The organism is Phenylobacterium sp. (assembly GCF_024508875.1).
GTDB lineage: Bacteria > Pseudomonadota > Alphaproteobacteria > Caulobacterales > Caulobacteraceae > Phenylobacterium.
Genome location: NZ_JANINU010000006.1, coordinates 1 through 14,484, shown reverse-complemented (window position 1 = coordinate 14,484; position 14,484 = coordinate 1). Strand labels below are relative to the sequence as shown.

The 14,484-nt window shown below is 70.9% G+C and carries 15 protein-coding genes; 6 read left to right on the top strand and 9 right to left on the bottom strand.

Going from position 1 to position 14,484, the window contains the following annotated elements:
* Positions 1 to 101: 101 nt before the first annotated feature.
* Positions 102 to 527: a DnaJ domain-containing protein gene (locus Q0L11_RS01275; protein ID WP_296595031.1), complete on the bottom strand. Its 426-nt coding sequence runs from the start codon at positions 525 to 527 to the stop codon at positions 102 to 104.
* A gap of 4 nt (positions 528 to 531) precedes the next feature.
* Complete coding sequence (locus Q0L11_RS01270) at positions 532 to 1,365, bottom strand: division plane positioning ATPase MipZ (RefSeq protein WP_296595030.1); 834 nt, start codon at positions 1,363 to 1,365, stop codon at positions 532 to 534.
* Positions 1,366 to 1,505: 140 nt separating this feature from the next.
* Here Q0L11_RS01270 and panC point away from each other — a divergent pair, with 140 nt between their 5' ends.
* Positions 1,506 to 2,372: a pantoate--beta-alanine ligase gene (gene panC / locus Q0L11_RS01265; protein WP_296595029.1), complete on the top strand. Its 867-nt coding sequence runs from the start codon at positions 1,506 to 1,508 to the stop codon at positions 2,370 to 2,372.
* Between the two features lie 4 nt (positions 2,373 to 2,376).
* Here the strand turns inward: panC and Q0L11_RS01260 are convergent, their stop codons facing one another.
* Positions 2,377 to 2,787, bottom strand: a complete 411-nt coding sequence (locus Q0L11_RS01260) for a DUF1489 domain-containing protein (protein ID WP_296595028.1) — start codon at positions 2,785 to 2,787, stop codon at positions 2,377 to 2,379.
* A gap of 41 nt (positions 2,788 to 2,828) precedes the next feature.
* Positions 2,829 to 3,668 carry an enoyl-CoA hydratase-related protein gene (locus Q0L11_RS01255; RefSeq protein WP_296595027.1) on the bottom strand — a complete coding sequence of 280 codons (840 nt, stop codon included), beginning with the start codon at positions 3,666 to 3,668 and terminating at the stop codon, positions 2,829 to 2,831.
* 68 nt (positions 3,669 to 3,736) lie between these two features.
* On the opposite strand from Q0L11_RS01255, the gene Q0L11_RS01250 reads away from it, so the two are divergent.
* Entirely contained in the window at positions 3,737 to 5,545 is a 1,809-nt protein-coding gene (locus Q0L11_RS01250) for a patatin-like phospholipase family protein (protein ID WP_296595026.1), read from the top strand.
* Positions 5,546 to 5,858: 313 nt separating this feature from the next.
* Here the strand turns inward: Q0L11_RS01250 and Q0L11_RS01245 are convergent, their stop codons facing one another.
* The gene (locus tag Q0L11_RS01245) at positions 5,859 to 7,688 is read right to left on the bottom strand and encodes an ATP-binding protein (RefSeq protein WP_296595025.1); all 1,830 of its coding nucleotides are present in this window, start codon (positions 7,686 to 7,688) and stop codon (positions 5,859 to 5,861) included.
* Between the two features lie 171 nt (positions 7,689 to 7,859).
* On the opposite strand from Q0L11_RS01245, the gene Q0L11_RS01240 reads away from it, so the two are divergent.
* From Q0L11_RS01240 to Q0L11_RS01225, 4 genes are all read left to right on the top strand, one after another.
* Positions 7,860 to 7,991 carry a hypothetical protein gene (locus Q0L11_RS01240; protein WP_296595024.1) on the top strand — a complete coding sequence of 44 codons (132 nt, stop codon included), beginning with the start codon at positions 7,860 to 7,862 and terminating at the stop codon, positions 7,989 to 7,991.
* A gap of 180 nt (positions 7,992 to 8,171) precedes the next feature.
* Positions 8,172 to 8,447 (top strand): hypothetical protein, encoded by a 276-nt coding sequence (locus Q0L11_RS01235; RefSeq protein WP_296595023.1) that lies wholly within the window; start codon positions 8,172 to 8,174, stop codon positions 8,445 to 8,447.
* Positions 8,444 to 8,707, top strand: coding sequence for a hypothetical protein (locus tag Q0L11_RS01230; protein ID WP_296595022.1), 264 nt, complete (start codon positions 8,444 to 8,446; stop codon positions 8,705 to 8,707). Before Q0L11_RS01235 ends, Q0L11_RS01230 begins: the two co-directional genes overlap by 4 nt.
* A 67-nt stretch (positions 8,708 to 8,774) precedes the next feature.
* On the top strand, positions 8,775 to 9,584 hold the full coding sequence (locus tag Q0L11_RS01225; protein WP_296595021.1) for a helix-turn-helix transcriptional regulator: 810 nt from the start codon (positions 8,775 to 8,777) through the stop codon (positions 9,582 to 9,584).
* Positions 9,585 to 9,678: 94 nt separating this feature from the next.
* On the opposite strand, the gene Q0L11_RS01220 is transcribed toward Q0L11_RS01225, so the two are convergent.
* From Q0L11_RS01220 to mgtE, 4 genes are all read right to left on the bottom strand, one after another.
* Positions 9,679 to 10,113, bottom strand: a complete 435-nt coding sequence (locus tag Q0L11_RS01220) for a DUF3574 domain-containing protein (protein ID WP_296595020.1) — start codon at positions 10,111 to 10,113, stop codon at positions 9,679 to 9,681.
* Between the two features lie 62 nt (positions 10,114 to 10,175).
* On the bottom strand, positions 10,176 to 11,342 hold the full coding sequence (locus Q0L11_RS01215; protein WP_296595019.1) for an isovaleryl-CoA dehydrogenase: 1,167 nt from the start codon (positions 11,340 to 11,342) through the stop codon (positions 10,176 to 10,178).
* 37 nt (positions 11,343 to 11,379) lie between these two features.
* Positions 11,380 to 12,810, bottom strand: a complete 1,431-nt coding sequence (locus Q0L11_RS01210; protein ID WP_296595018.1) for a glycoside hydrolase family protein — start codon at positions 12,808 to 12,810, stop codon at positions 11,380 to 11,382.
* A 70-nt stretch (positions 12,811 to 12,880) separates the two neighbouring features.
* A complete protein-coding gene (gene mgtE / locus Q0L11_RS01205) occupies positions 12,881 to 14,296 on the bottom strand; it encodes a magnesium transporter (protein WP_296595017.1) in 1,416 nt (471 codons plus the stop codon).
* Positions 14,297 to 14,484 lie beyond the last annotated feature (188 nt).

Sequence of the window (14,484 nt, the reverse complement as noted above, 5' to 3'; positions counted from 1 at the left end):
GCGGCCTCGCCGCCGGCGTGTCTGGATCCCCGGGACGAGCCCGGGGATGACGAGCGGGAGGGCGTGGGGCGGCCGGCGGGCCCTTGGCGTGGCGGAACGCCCTATCGGCTCAGCAGGCGATCTCGGGCGGCGTTGAGTTGGGCAGCGAGGCCGGCTGTGCCGCCCTTGTCCGGGTGAACCGCTCGCATCAGGCGGGTGTAGGCGGCCTGGATCTCGGCCGACGAGGCCCCGGGCTCCACGCCGAGGATTCGGCGGGCCTCGGCTTCGCTCATGCGGGCCGAAGGCGGGGGCGCGGCTGGGGCGGCGGTCTTGCGCGACGACGCGGCGAACCAGAGCCCCAGGACGACCAGCACGATCGCGGAACCCCATGAGCCGCGCACGCCGACGAAGGCCGCAGCCGTAAAGGCGGCCAGGGCGACGGCGGCCGTCAGGATGCGCCATTCGCGGCGCTTGAGGATCGGCGTCTTGCCGCCGGTCAGCCAGAGGTAGCCCGCGAGCAGCACGCCGCCCAGCGCGAGGTAGAGCATCCGGCTATTCCGCCGCGATCCGCTCGCTGTCGTCCAGACCGTTGAAGCCGAGGGCGACCATCACCGCGCGCAACTCCTGCCGGGCGGCGACGTGCTGCAGGCCCATGGCGACGGGACGGATCGTCGGCGACAGGTCGGCCACCGTCAGGCCGAACGGGAACAGCTCGCGATAGATCACCCGGTCGCGGAGGCCAGGGCCTACGCGGAAGCCCACCTTCTTGGCCAAGGCCGAGACGCGCTCGTCCAGGCGCCGCCGGTTACGGGCCTCGGTCGGCGCGAGGCGGTTGCGCAGCACCACCCAGTCAATCTGCTTGCGCTCGCGGGTCGCCCGCTCCTTGCGGCAGGCCCAGACCGTCTCGGCGTAGAGGCTGTGGCGCTTGAGGTCGAGGGTGACCGGGTCGACGACGCCCAGCATGTCGAAATCGACGAAGCTGTCGTTCATCGGCGTGACGATCAGGTCCGCCTTAACATGGGCCGCGCGGCTGATGGCCGTGTCAGCGCCGGGCGTGTCGATCAGCACGAAGTCGGCCTGGCCGACCACCTCGGCGAAGGCGTCCTCGAAGCGCGCCAGTTGCTCGGCGTCGGGCGCCTTGGCCAGCGCGTCGCCGGCCGAGCTGATCGGATGCTCGATCGGCATCGGCGCCTCGGCCCCGTTCGCCGCCAGCCACGCCTTCCGGTTCGCGAAGAAGTGACCCAGCGTCTGCTGGCGCAGGTCGAGGTCCAGCACCGCGACCTTGGCGCCGCCGTGCAGGAGGGCCGTGACGATGTGGATCGCGAGGGTGGACTTGCCCGCCCCGCCCTTTTCGTTGCCGACCACGATCACGCTGGCCTGGCTCATGATTTTCAGCTCCCCGCCGGCCGCATAGGCCGACTCATTAACGATCGTAGGTGAGCGCGGCGGACGCCGCAGCGTCAACGCGCGTATGATCGCGGCCTGTGGATGGACTTGAGCCCTGCCCCCGACCATAAGCCGCGCCCATGTCAGCTTCTCCGCCCGCCCCGCTCCCCACCGTCCGGACGGTCTCCGATCTCCGCGCGCAGGTGGCGGCCTGGCGCCGCGACGGCCTGCGGATCGGCTTCGTGCCCACCATGGGGGCCCTGCACGAGGGTCACCTGTCGCTGGTGCGCCTCGCGGGGACCCGGGCGGACCGCGTGGTCGCCAGCGTCTTCGTGAACCCGACCCAATTCGGCCCGAACGAGGACTTCGACGCCTATCCCCGCGACGAGGCGCGCGACGCCGGGCTGCTGGCGGGCGCCGGCTGCGCCCTGCTGTTCGCCCCCTCGGTGGGTGAGATGTATCCGCCCGGCGCGTCGACGACAGTGACCGTGGCCGGGGTTTCGGAGCCGCTGGACGGCCAGGCGCGTCCGGGGCACTTCGCCGGCGTCGCCACCGTGGTGACCAAGCTGCTCAACCAGTGCCAGCCCGACGTCGCGGTGTTCGGCGAGAAGGACTTCCAGCAGCTCGCGGTGATCCGCCGGCTGGTGCGCGACCTGGACATCCCCGTCGAGATCGTCGGCGGCCCGACGGCGCGGGCCGATGACGGCCTCGCCCTCTCCTCCCGCAACGCGTACCTGACCGAGGCCGAGCGGCCGGTCGCGGCGAAGCTGAACGCCGCCTTGCGCGAGGTGCTGACGAAGGTTCGCGCCGGCGAGCCCGTGGAAGCTGCCGAACAGGCCGCCGTCGCCGCGCTGCTCGCGGCGGGCTTCCGGCAGGTGGACTACGTGGAGGCGCGCGTTCCCGACACGCTGGAGCGGGTCGGCCCGGGACCGGCGAACGGGCCCGTCCGGGTGCTCGGCGCGGCGCACCTTGGCCGCACGCGACTGATCGACAACATCGGGGATTGATCCCCTACCACGCCCCCACTTCACGGAGTTGGCGAGCCAGTTCGTCGGGCACGTCGCCGAAGGCCTCGGCATCGAGGTCGGCTGGGGCGTCCTTCGGCTCGAGATAGCGCCAGCCCTGGAAGGCGCGCCGCGGCGTCGGCGCCACGCGCACCACGTCCTCGTCCAGGGTGATCTCGCATCGGGCGTTCGGCCCCTCGCCCACCGAGTCGATGGCCAGCAGCCTCTGGCGGCAGAGGATCACGCCCTTGAAGACCCGGTAGATCGAGCCGCCATCCAGCATCTCGGCCTGGCGCTTGGGCGTCATGCGGGTTCGCAGCACCCAGGGCTGGCCGGGCGCATAGTGCGTCTTGCGCCAGTCCAGCAGGTCCTCGATGGTCTCGGCGCCGACCACCAGCTTGATCATATGCAGGGCCATGGCCCTCGCTTAGGGCCAGGTTGCGCGCTTGGGAAGTGCGGCTACTGGGCCCAGACGGGCTTGCGGCGCTCCAGGAACGCGCGGACGCCCTCCTGCCCTTCCTCGCCGACCCGCGCCGCGGCGATCCGGTGGGCGGTCAGTTCCAGAAGGTCGCGGTCGATCACCCGGCCGGCCACGTCGTCCACGAGGCGCTTGGAGGCCTCCACCGCACCGGGCGCGCAGGCCAGGATGTCGGCGGCGATGCGATGGGCCGCCGCGCGCAGGCCGGCGACGTCGGCAACCGTCTCGGTGACCAGCCCCACCTTTTCGGCATAGGCCGCGTCGAACAGCTTCGCCGTGGCGAACAGCGCCCGCGCCGTGCGCGGACCGACCGCCTCGACGACGTACGGGCTGATGGTGGCCGCCACCAGGCCCAGCTTCACCTCGGAGAAGCTGAACTTCGCGTCCTCGGTGGCGATGGCGAGGTCGCAGGCCGCGGCCAGGCCCGCCCCGCCCCCGAACGCCGCGCCCTCGACCAGGGCCACGGTCAGCGCCGGCAGGTCGTGCAGCGCCTTCAGCATCTTGGCCAGTTCCATGGCGTCGGCGCGGTTGTCGGCCTCGGTGCGGTCGACGGCGGCCCGCATCCAGTCGAGGTCGGCGCCCGCCGAGAACGTGCCGCCCGCGCCGCGCACGAAGACCACCCGCACGCCCTCGGCGCCGGCCAGGGTGTCGAACGCCTCGGCCAGGGCCGAGATGAGCCCTTCCTCGAACGCATTCTTCTTCGCCGGCCGGTTCATGGTGACGGTCACCGCGCCCGCCTGGGTGGCGGAGATATGCACCAGATCGGTCGTGGCGCTCACGTCCGGGAATTCCACCAGGGGATGGGCGATCTCGTTGGTCATGCGCGGACTCCTTGCGTCGAGCGCAGCCATAGCCCTCGCGGTTCCGGGACGCTACCCTGCGCGCCGTCGTGGCCGCCCTACCCGAGATTCCGGTCGATTCCGCCCTGGCGCGGCTGTTCCGTCAGCCGCGCGCGAGGGATGCGACCATCTGGTTCTCCGTCCCCGGGGGCTCCAAGCTGTTCGGCCAGGGCGATCCGTCCGACCAGCTCTACGTGGTGCGCACCGGCCGCCTCGGCGCGTTCCGTCGGGAGGACGGCCAGGAGCCGCACTTCCTCGGCATAATCCGGCCCGGGGAACCCGCGGGCGAGATGGCGCTGATCGCCGGCATCCCGCACTCGGCCGACGTCTACGCCCTTCGCGATTCCGAGATCTTCGCCGTGCCCAAGCAGGCCTTCTTCGAGGCCTGCGAGGAAGACGTGACGGTGATGACCGAGTTGGCCAAGCTGATGATCCTGCGCAGTCGTCAGACGGCCCGGCGCGGGCCCGTCGGCGAGCCGTCGGTGTTCGGCTTCGTGCCCGTGGGCCGGCCCGGCGCGATCCGCCCGCTGGTGGAGCGACTGGAACGCGAGATCGCCGCCCTGGGCTATGCCGTCACCACCGTCGGCGCAGAGGCCGCCGCGGCGCCGACCGAGTGGTTCTCCGAGGTCGAGCGGGTGCACGACTTCGTCCTGTACGTGGCCGAGCGCGACGAGACCGCCTGGGCTCCCTTCGTCCCGCGCCAGGTGGACCGGCTGTTCCGGGTGGGACGCGGCGACCGGCCCGCCGAGGGTGAGGTCGTGCCGGCGGGTGCGGCGACCCTCATGGAACAGGGCCTGGTGGACCTGATCCTGATGCAGCCCGTGGAGCTGGAGCGGCCGCACGGCTCGGAGGCCTGGCTCGACACCACGCGCGCGGCGCGGATCTTCCACCTGCGGCGCGGGGCGGCGCCCGACTTCCAGCGCCTGGCGCGGGTGCTCACGGGGCAGTCCGTGGGGCTCGTGCTGTCCGGCGGCGGAGCGCGCGCCTACGCTCACGTCGGCGCGATCCGCGCGCTGCGGGAGCGGAACGTCCCCGTCGACTTCGTCGGCGGCTCGTCGATGGGCGCCATCGTTGGGGCCGGCCTCGCCATGGGCTGGAACGAGACCGAGATGGACGCGCGCCTGCACGAGGCGTTCGTGGACTCCAGCCCGCTGGACGACATCGCCCTGCCGCTGCTGGCCATGACCCACGGGGTGAAGGTGAGCGCGCGACTGGCCCAGCACTTCGGCGAGACACAGATCTCCGACCTGTGGCTGCCGTTCTATTGCCTGTCGTCGAACCTCACGACCGGCGCCTACCAGTTGCACCGGCGCGGCCTTCTGCGTCACGCGCTGCGGGCCTCCATCGCCCTGCCCGGGGTGATGCCGCCGGCGACGGACGGGCCGAACGTGCTGGTCGACGGGGCGGTGATGAAGAACTTCCCGGCCGACATCATGCGGGCGGCGCACCTTGGCCCCATCGTCGGCGTCGACGTGACCACGGCGCGCAGCATCACCGCCAAGGACGTGGCGCGGCCGTCGTCGGTGTGGCGCTGGATCCGCTCGGGGCAATGGCGCCTGGGGCCGCCGATCGTCTCGTTGCTGATGCGCACGGCGACCGTTTCCACCGGGCGTGACCTGGCCGCGGCGCGCGAGGCGACGGACGTGCTGATCCAGCCCGACGTCTCCAAGATCGAGATCCGCGACTGGCGCGCCTACGACGAGGCGGTGGAGGCTGGCTACCGCGCGACCCTGGCGGCCCTGGATGGGGCCAAGCGGCCGATCCCGGAGCTGCGCCGCCGCGCCTCGCTGCGCGAACAGGCGGCGACCGGGGCGCTGATGACGCCATTCATGGCCTCCGCCACCGCTGCGGCGGAATGAACCGTTGGCAGACTCGAGAAACGGCCCCCATATTTCGTTTGTCTGCCAACCATCAGAAAGGAGGTGATCCAGTGTCTCATAGTTTCAACCGTCTAGCGGTGAGCGCGACCTGGACCTCCGTGTACGGGGTCCGCGCCTAGGAGCCCTGCCGGTCGACAAGGCCGGAAAGGCTTCCGAGCCGCAGGCGACCTGCCCGTCCAACCGGACAGGTTCCAGCCTTCGGCAAGGTCGCGAGCCGCGAAGCGGTCCGACTATGGAAAGGCCGTCCCAGCGATGGGGCGGCCTTTCGCTTTTCCGCGGGCGGGATCGCCGCTCAGGCGGCGTCGCTCTCGGAGGTCGTGAGCACCCCCGACAGGGTGTCGATCAGCTCCGCCGGCCGGAACGGCTTGGCGACGAAGGCGTCCATTCCGGCGGCGCGGCAGGCGGCCTCGTCATGCTTCATGGCGTTGGCGGTGAGCGCGATGATGGGCGCCGCGCCGAACGGCGCCGGGAGCGCGCGGATCTGCCGCGTGGCTTCCAGGCCGTCCATCTCCGGCATGTGCACGTCCATCAGGATGGCGTCGAAGATCCGGCCGCGCGCGGCCTCCACCGCCTGCACGCCGTTGACGACCCGCTCGGCGCCGACGCCGATCTGGCGCAGGATTTCGGTCGCCAGCAGGGCGTTGACGTCGTTGTCCTCGGCCAGCAGCACATACGCGTCCCAGATCGGCCCCTTGGCCGGGTCGAACACCGGCGGCGGCTCCCCCTCCACGGGCTCGGCGCCCACGGCCAGCGTGAGCTCGAACCAGAAGACCGCGCCACCGCCCTCCGCATCCGCCACGCCGATCCGCCCGCCCATCAACTCGACGAGCTGGCGGCAGATCGCGAGCCCCAGCCCGGTGCCGCCGAATTTCCGCGTGGTCGAGCTGTCGGCCTGCTCGAAGGTCTGGAACAGCCTGGACTTCTGCTCGTCCGTCACCCCGATGCCGCTGTCGCGCACCTCGATCCGCACCCGCACGCCGTCGGGCGTGACCACGCCCCGCGCGTCGGCCACGACGTGGCCCTTGTCGGTGAACTTCACGCCGTTGCCCATCAGATTGAGCAGCACCTGGCGCAGACGCGTGGGATCGCCCTTCAGCGGGCGGCTTGCGGCCTCGTCGATAACGCAGGCCAGCCGCAGGCCCTTCTCGGCCGCGCGGGGCTCCAGCAGCGCCGCCACGTCGCGCAGGATGGCCTCCAGCGAGAGGTCGATCGTCTCGACCTCGATCTTGCCCGCCTCCAGTTTCGAGATGTCGAGGATGTCGTCGATGATGCCCAGCAGCGCGTCGGCCGACTGGCTGACCGTCATGGCGAAGCGCCGCTGTTCTTCGGATAGGTCGGTGCGCAGCAGCAGTTCGCTCATGCCGATGATCCCGTTCATCGGCGTGCGGATCTCGTGGCTCATGCTGGCCAGGAACTGCGACTTGGCGTGGTTGGCCGCCTCGGCGCGGACTTCGGCCTCCTCGGACCGCTCCAGGGCGTCGCGAAGTCTGCGCATCGCGGCGTTGCTGTTGATCCGATCGCGCGCCGCGCTCGCGATCATCCGCTGGGTGGCGATGACGATCAGGCTGCAGGCCAGCACGAAGGAGAGCAGGCTGAATCCCAGCCCGACGGCTGCGGCCGTCCGCAGCTCGGGCCAGGCGGCAACGACCACAGCGAGCGCCGCCGGCGCCGCCGTCGCCGCCCAGACCCGCTTCGACATCCAGCCGACCGCGCCGGCCGTCGCCGCTATCGCGGCCGCGTTGAGGGCGAGCAACGCGTAGGCGGCGGGGCCGCCGACGCGCAGGGCGACGAATACCGCGGGCCCCATCCAGAACGCCGCCCGCACCACCTGGCAGACCGCCACGACGTTGAGCCCGTTCGGAGGCGACAGTCGCTCGGCGGCCCTCGCGCTCCATCGCCGATAGAGCGCCTGCAGCAGTTGATCCAGACCGAAGGACGCCGCGCCCCAGATCGTCGCAAGCACCGGGAAGCCGAAGCAGCCGATCGCCGCCGTCGCAAGGACGTTGAACAGCAGCGAGAGCGGCCACGGCTGCAGCAGGCCGACCACGGTCGTGCGATAGGCCTCCGGCTCGGGCGGCAGCGCCGGCTCCAGTACGGGCGTCGTCTCGACGTCGGTGGACAAGGACGGACGTTCCTTCGCAGGCTAAGAGTGCGGAACATCGCCTCCTGCCGTTAACTGCGGGTCGAATTCCACCGTTATGCTGCAGCTTGCCCCTGGGGCAGTTCGTCGCAGCGGGGCTCGCTTCCGCCGGCCGGATGGGCTAAGCAAGCGGGAGAGGAGACCGATCCGGCCATGAGCCTGACCTTGTCCATCGTCGCACTGACCGCCACCGGCCTGCTGGCCGCCGCGGCCGCGCGCGCCTCCGCCATGATCAAAATGTCGATGATTACCACCCGCCACGCGGGGCGCCGGCGCACGTCCTAGAGACGCCGCCACGATCGAACGATCGACGCCCCGCAGCCCCAGGCCGCGGGGCTTTTTCATGCGCGGCCGTCTCTCTCGAAAAGGACCCCGCCATGATCCGCACCGCCATTCCCGCCATCGCCCGCATCGCGCCCGGCATGCGCAAGGCCGCCCCGGCCGCCAGCCGATGGAGAGCCGCCCATGTCGCTGGCTGATCCCGTCCCGCCCGAGGCCCTGCAGGTCTTCGTCTTCGCCGCGCCCCACCCCCGCGCCGCGCTCAACGCCATCGACGACGCCCTGGCCCGCACCACGGGCGAGCTGGCCTCCCTTCGACTGAAGCCCGTCGGGCGGATCGTCGAGGCCACGCTCACGCTGCGCGGCCTCGACCCCGATGCGGCCCGCGTCGCCGCCGACCGGCTGGCGACCCAGGTCGGCGTCCAGGCCCTGCGCCTCGAACACCTGCGAAGCCGCCCATGAGCGACGAGAAAGCGAGCCTTCCCGAGCGGAAATGGCTGTTCGTGGTGGAGATGGCGGCCGGCGGCGACGCCCTGCTCCGCGCGCTCGCCCCCTTCCCCGTCCAGGGCGCCGACGTCCAGCGCGTGGATCTGCACACCGAGGGGCCCACCGCCCGGCTGGAGATCGAGACCGCGGGCTTGGGCGCGCACCGCGCCGAGCACTTGCGCGCGAGGTTGCAGGCCCTGGCCGGCGTCCGCTCGGTGGCGTGTGGCTGGCGGTGAGGCTGCGCACAGGCCCCATTACCTCCGAGGTCATGGACGGCCTGAGCGACCGGTCTAAGGTCGCCGCATGATCAAGAGCGGCAAGCCTGTCGGCGAGCATATCCGGGACTGGCGCACGCGGCGGCGGATGAGCCAGCTCGACCTGGCGCTGGAGGCCGAGATTTCGACGCGGCACCTGAGCTTCCTGGAGACCGGCCGGGCCCAGCCCAGCCGGGAGATGGTGCTGCACCTGTCGGAACAGCTCGAAATCCCGCTGCGCGAGCGCAACGTCATCCTGGTCGCGGCCGGCTTCGCGCCGGTCTTTCCCGAGCGCAGCCTGGAGGCGCCGGAGCTGGCGGCGGCGCGCCGGGCGGTCGAGGTGATCCTGAAGGCGCACGAGCCCTACCCCGCCCTGGTGGTGGACCTGCAATGGAACCTGGTGGCCGCCAACGCGGCGCTGGAGCCGATGCTCGCGGGGGTGGCTGCGCACCTGCTGGCCCCGCCGTTGAACGTGATCCGCGTCTCGCTGCATCCGGAGGGCCTGGCGCCCCGGATCGCCAACCTCGGCGAATGGCATGGGCACATCATCGAGCGGCTTCGCCGGCAGGCCGAACTGACCGCCGACCCGGGCCTGCTCGCGCTCGTCGAGGAAGTCCGGAGCTATCCCAAGCCGCCCGCGCCGGATCGGCGACCGGAGGACTACGGCGACGTGGTCGTGCCGCTGCAGCTGATGATGGGCGATGCGGTGCTATCGCTGTTCGGAACCACCACCGTCTTTGGCACCCCAGTGGACATCACCCTGTCGGAGCTGACCCTGGAGACCTTCTTCCCGGCCGACGCGGCGACCGCTGAGATCCTGCGCCTCGCCCACGAGGCGCGGGCGGCGCAAACGGGTTAGGCGGCGACGGCGCTGCTCCTGTCCCACCGCGCTCCCCGCCCGGGAGAGGAGCAGGCCTTGCAACATGACCTCGCGGACGAAATGTTCGCCGCGCCTATAGCGCCGTGCAGGTCGGCGGCGGGAGCACCACCACGGGGTCGTGCTTGAAGCGGGTGCGGTAGGCGAGGCGGACGGCTTCGACCTTGCGCGGGCCGTCGCCGGCCGTCGGCAGGACGACGAGCACAACCTTGGAGGCTTCGCGGATCAGCCGGTTCTCGGAGCCCTTCCAGCGGTCGCCGCCGCGCACGACGGTGACGCCGTCCGGGAAGCGCGGGGTGACTTCCTGGTCGACGAAGCGGCTGAGGTCGCGCTCGTCGGCGCCGCGCGGCGGCGCGCCGCCCAGGAAGAGCTGGGCCGTGCGCAGGGGCGCCTGGCCGGCCGGACAGGCCAAGGGCTTCGGCGCGCTGCTGCAGCCCGCCAGCCCGAGCATGGCGATCAGACCCGCTGCCCCCGACAGATTGCGCAGCGCAATCTGTCGAACCGCAAGCAAGAGTCGACCCTTCGCCTTCAGGCCATGCCGTCCCGCAGGGCGGCGAAGGGTCGAGGCCTTTTTCATCCGCCGATCAGCTCCCGTCCGATGAGGAAGCGGCGGATCTCGTTGGTGCCGGCGCCGATGTCGTAGAGCTTGGCGTCGCGCAGCAGGCGTTCCACCGGATATTCCTTGGTGTAGCCGGCGCCGCCCAGGGCCTGGATCGCCTCCAGCGCCACCTTCACCGCGTTCTCGCTCGCCATCAGGATCGCCCCCGCCGCGTCGAACCGCGTGGTCTGGCCCGCGTCGCAGGCCCGGGCCACCGCATAGACATACGCCCGCGCGGAGTTCAGCGCGACATACATGTCGGCGATCTTGCCCTGCATGAGCTGGAACGTGCCGATCGGCTTGCCGAACTGCTTGCGCTCGCGGACGTAGGGCAGGACCACGTCCAGGCAGGCCTGCATGATGCCCAGGGGGCCGGCGGCCAGCACCGTGCGCTCATAGTCGAGGCCGCTCATCAACACGCCGGCGCCGCCGTTCTCGGGGCCCATGACGTTCTCTTCCGGGACTTCGCAGTCCTCGAAGACGAGCTCGGCGGTGTCGGAGCCGCGCATGCCCATCTTGTCGAGCTTGTTCGAGACGCTGAAGCCCTTGAAGCCCTTCTCGACGATGAAGGTGGTGATGCCGCGCGAGCCGTCGTCGGGGCTGGTCTTGGCGTAGACGACCAGGGTGTCGGCGTGCGGGGCGTTGGTGATCCAGAACTTTGTGCCGTTCAGGACATAGCGGTCGCCGCGCTTCTCGGCCTTCAGACGCATGGACACGACGTCCGAGCCCGAGCCGGCCTCGCTCATGGCCAGAGAGCCGACATGCTCGCCGCTGATGAGCTTGGGCAGGTAGCGGCGCTTCTGCTCCGGGGTGCCCCAGCGGCGGAGCTGGTTCACGCAGAGGTTCGAGTGGGCGCCGTAGCTGAGCCCCACCGAGGCCGAGGCGCGGGACACTTCCTCCATCGCCACTACGTGTTCGAGGTAGCCCAGGCCGAGGCCGCCGTACTCCTCCTCCACCGTCACGCCGTGGAGGCCCAGTTCGCCCATCTGCGGCCAGAGGCTGCGCGGGAAGCTGTTGGCAGCGTCGATATCGGCGGCGATCGGGGCGATCTGGTCGGCCGCGAAGCGCGCCGTGGTGTCGCGGATGGCGTCGGCGGTCTCGCCGAGGCCGAAATCCATGTTGGGACCGTGGTTCGGGATCATGCGCGGCTGGTTAGCACGCGCGGCGCGGCGGTGCGAACTAGTCCCGCTCGGCCTCGCGGCCCAGGCGGAGCAGCAGGCGATAGACCGCGACCGCCACGAAGCCGACGCCCGCGAGGCCGGCCGGCCAGGCCACCATCAGCGGGGTGACGAGGCCCCCTGCGGGCGCGCGGGCGCTCAGGCCCCAGAAGATGCCGAAGCCGAAGAACGCCAGGCCGAACAGAGCCAACAGCAGGTCCCAGACCACCGACGCTTCCTTCGGCGGCGGCGCCGGTCGCGGTCGGGCGGGGATGAACGGCGTCTCCATCGGCGCCGGTTCGGCTTCGGGCGCCTCGAAGGCGGCGGCAGGCGCGTGCGGAATGTCGAGCTCGGTGTCCGCCGGTTCGGCGTCGGGCAGGGGCTCGACAAGGGCGTCGACGGCGGCCTCCGGCTCAAGTTCGGCCTGCGCCTCCGCCTCGATCTCATCGGGATGGGCGGTGATGGGCGGGGCGAAATCGGCCTGGGGCCGGACGTCCGCGGCCAGCTCGGCCTGAGGCGCGGGCTCAGGCTCGACTTCGGTCTCAGGCGCGGGTTCCGACGCCGGCGCGAGGTCCGACACCTCGTCGATCTGCGGCTCGCCGCCCTCCCCGGCGGCGATCACGTCCGGTTCGCCCCCCGGGGCGAGGCCGTCGTCCTCGGGCCAGGCTTCGGGCTCGGACACCATCGCCGGCTCGCGGGGCGCTTCCGGCTCGGGGGGCGGCTCGGGCTCGACGCCCGGATCGGCGAAGATCGCGCTGAGCCGCGACGAGACGGCTTCCGCGGCCGCGGTGATGGCGGGGGCGGCCGGCTGAGGCGTCGGCTCGCGGGGCGGCTCGGGCGGCAGCGCCTCTTCCAGCGCGGCCTCGCGGCGGACGCGCATGCGGTCCTGCTCGACCGAAGCCTCCAGTTCCACCGGACGGCGCAGCGGCACCAGGTCCAGGGCGTCCAGGTCGATGACCGGTCGGATGATCGGCGAAGGCGCCGCAGCGAAGTCGTCGCCGGGCGGCGTCAGGAACAGGGCCTTCTCGGCGGCCCGGCGGCGCACCAGCGCGTCGACGACGATGCGCTCGCCCTCGAAGTCGGCCTTGCGCCAGAGCTCCATGGCGCAGGCGGCCTGCACGACGGCGCCCGCGTTGATCCGCTTCAGCACCTGGCTACGGCGAAAGTTGTCGATGCCGATGTTGAAGGCGAAGCTGCACAGCGCGTCGAACTGGTTCTGGGTGACCGGCGCGTAGAGGTTCTCGTTCACCGCGTGCTGCACGGCGATCAGGTCGTAGACCAGCAACGCCTCGGCGTCGGAGTCCGAGACCTCGGCGCCCTCGCGCGCGGTCAGCGTGTGGCCATGGCCGATCATCCAGCGCCCGTCGGGGAGCTGGACAGCGTGTCGGCGACAGCCCTCGAACCGCTTGATCAGTTCGATGGCCGCCCGGGAAACGCGGTGGCGCGAGAGCATGGCTCCCAATCGTCCCAAATCGGCACAGGCGGCATGCGCCCGACATGATCAGGCGCAAGCCTGACGCCACTTACAACAGGATAAGGCTCGCCAATCCCAGAAAAGACAGGAAACCCATGAGGTCCGTGACGAAAGTTACGAACACGGACGAGGACACGGCCGGATCGCGGCCGAAGCGCTCCAGCGTCAGCGGCGCGAGCACGCCCGCCAGGGCGGCGACGAAGATGTTGATGACCAGGGCCAGGGCGATGGTCACCGACAGTCGGATGTCGTGGAAGAAGAACCAGGTGGCCGTCGACATGATCAGGCCCACCACCGCCCCGTTGGCTAGGCCCACGGTCATCTCGCGGGTCACGATGCGCATCGAATTGGCGGCGGTCAGTTCGCGGTTGGCCAGGGCGCGGACAGCCACCGCCAGGGCCTGGGTGCCGGCATTGCCGCCGACGGACGCCACGATCGGCATCAGGATGGCCAGGGTGACCAGCTTGGCGATCTCGTTCTGGAAGACGTTGATCGCCTGGACCGCCACCGCCTCGGTCGCCAGGTTCAGGACCAGCCAGGGCAGACGCGACTTGACGATGTCGAACACGCCGGCGTCGCGGCCGGCGTCGGTCACCCCGGCGAGGGCCAGGATGTCCTCCTCGCCCTCCTCCTGGATGACGCCGACGATGTCGTCGACGGTGATCTGGCCCACCAGCCGGCCCGCGGTGTCGACCACGGGCGCCGAGATCAGGTGGTACTTGTCGAAGATGTAGGCGACCTCTTCCTGGTCCAGGTCGACGGTGATCTCCGTCACCGGCTCCATGATCTGGGCCAGGGGCGTCTGGCGGCCGCTGCGCAGCAGCATGCTGACCGGAACCGCGCCCACCGGCTTGTAGGCCGGGTCCACCACATAGACGTCGAAGAACAGCTCGGGCAGTTCGTCGCCGTCCTTGCGGAAGTGGTCGATGGCCTGGCCGACGGTCCAGAACTGCGGTGCGGCCACCACCTCGCGCTGCATCAGGCGGCCGGCGGTCTCGTCCTCGTAGCTGAGGGTGGTCTCGATGGCCGCCCGCTCCAGTTCGGGCATGGCGGCCATGACCTCGGCGCGCTTGTCGTCCTCCAGATCGTCGACGACGTCGGCGGCGTCGTCCGATTCCATCTCGCCGATGGCCTTGGCGAGCGTGGCGGACGGGACGTGCTCCAGCACCTCCTCGCGGATCTCGCTGTCCAGCTCGGACAGGATCTCGGCCAGGGTCTCGGGATCGAGGTGGGGAATCAGTTCTTCCCGGGCGTCGGCCGACAGGAAGCCCATCAGGTCGGCCACATCGGCCGGGTGCAGCGCGCTCAGCAGCTCGCGCAGGCGCTCGGCGTCGCCGCGGTCCAGCGCGTCGGCCACGTCCGAGACGAATTCGGGATTGAGGGCGTAGTCGTCTTCGAGGGCGAGGTCTTCGAGGTCTTCCTCGGCGTCCACGACGTCGGCGAGGTCGTCCGTTTCGCGTGCCATGCGGACCTCCCGATCTATATGTGAACGGCTTTGCTCGTTCCTCGGTTAAGGCCCTGATTCACTTACGCGGTCGAGGCTTCGCGGCATCCGCGGGCCCAGACATTTCACTCAAGGATCCTGCGAAGCCCAGGGGGCGAAGCAGGATGGTGCGGTCGAGAAGACTCGAACTTCCACGGGTTGCCCCACAG

Coding starts and splice junctions, on each gene's coding strand:
- Q0L11_RS01275 (WP_296595031.1), bottom strand. CDS start 527: ATGCTCTACCTCGCGCTGGGCGGCGTGCTGCTCGCGGGCTACCTCTGG.
- Q0L11_RS01270 (WP_296595030.1), bottom strand. CDS start 1,365: ATGAGCCAGGCCAGCGTGATCGTGGTCGGCAACGAAAAGGGCGGGGCG.
- panC (WP_296595029.1), top strand. CDS start 1,506: ATGTCAGCTTCTCCGCCCGCCCCGCTCCCCACCGTCCGGACGGTCTCC.
- Q0L11_RS01260 (WP_296595028.1), bottom strand. CDS start 2,787: ATGGCCCTGCATATGATCAAGCTGGTGGTCGGCGCCGAGACCATCGAG.
- Q0L11_RS01255 (WP_296595027.1), bottom strand. CDS start 3,668: ATGACCAACGAGATCGCCCATCCCCTGGTGGAATTCCCGGACGTGAGC.
- Q0L11_RS01240 (WP_296595024.1), top strand. CDS start 7,860: ATGAGCCTGACCTTGTCCATCGTCGCACTGACCGCCACCGGCCTGCTG.
- Q0L11_RS01235 (WP_296595023.1), top strand. CDS start 8,172: ATGTCGCTGGCTGATCCCGTCCCGCCCGAGGCCCTGCAGGTCTTCGTC.
- Q0L11_RS01230 (WP_296595022.1), top strand. CDS start 8,444: ATGAGCGACGAGAAAGCGAGCCTTCCCGAGCGGAAATGGCTGTTCGTG.
- Q0L11_RS01225 (WP_296595021.1), top strand. CDS start 8,775: ATGATCAAGAGCGGCAAGCCTGTCGGCGAGCATATCCGGGACTGGCGC.
- Q0L11_RS01215 (WP_296595019.1), bottom strand. CDS start 11,342: ATGATCCCGAACCACGGTCCCAACATGGATTTCGGCCTCGGCGAGACC.
- Q0L11_RS01210 (WP_296595018.1), bottom strand. CDS start 12,810: ATGCTCTCGCGCCACCGCGTTTCCCGGGCGGCCATCGAACTGATCAAG.
- mgtE (WP_296595017.1), bottom strand. CDS start 14,296: ATGGCACGCGAAACGGACGACCTCGCCGACGTCGTGGACGCCGAGGAA.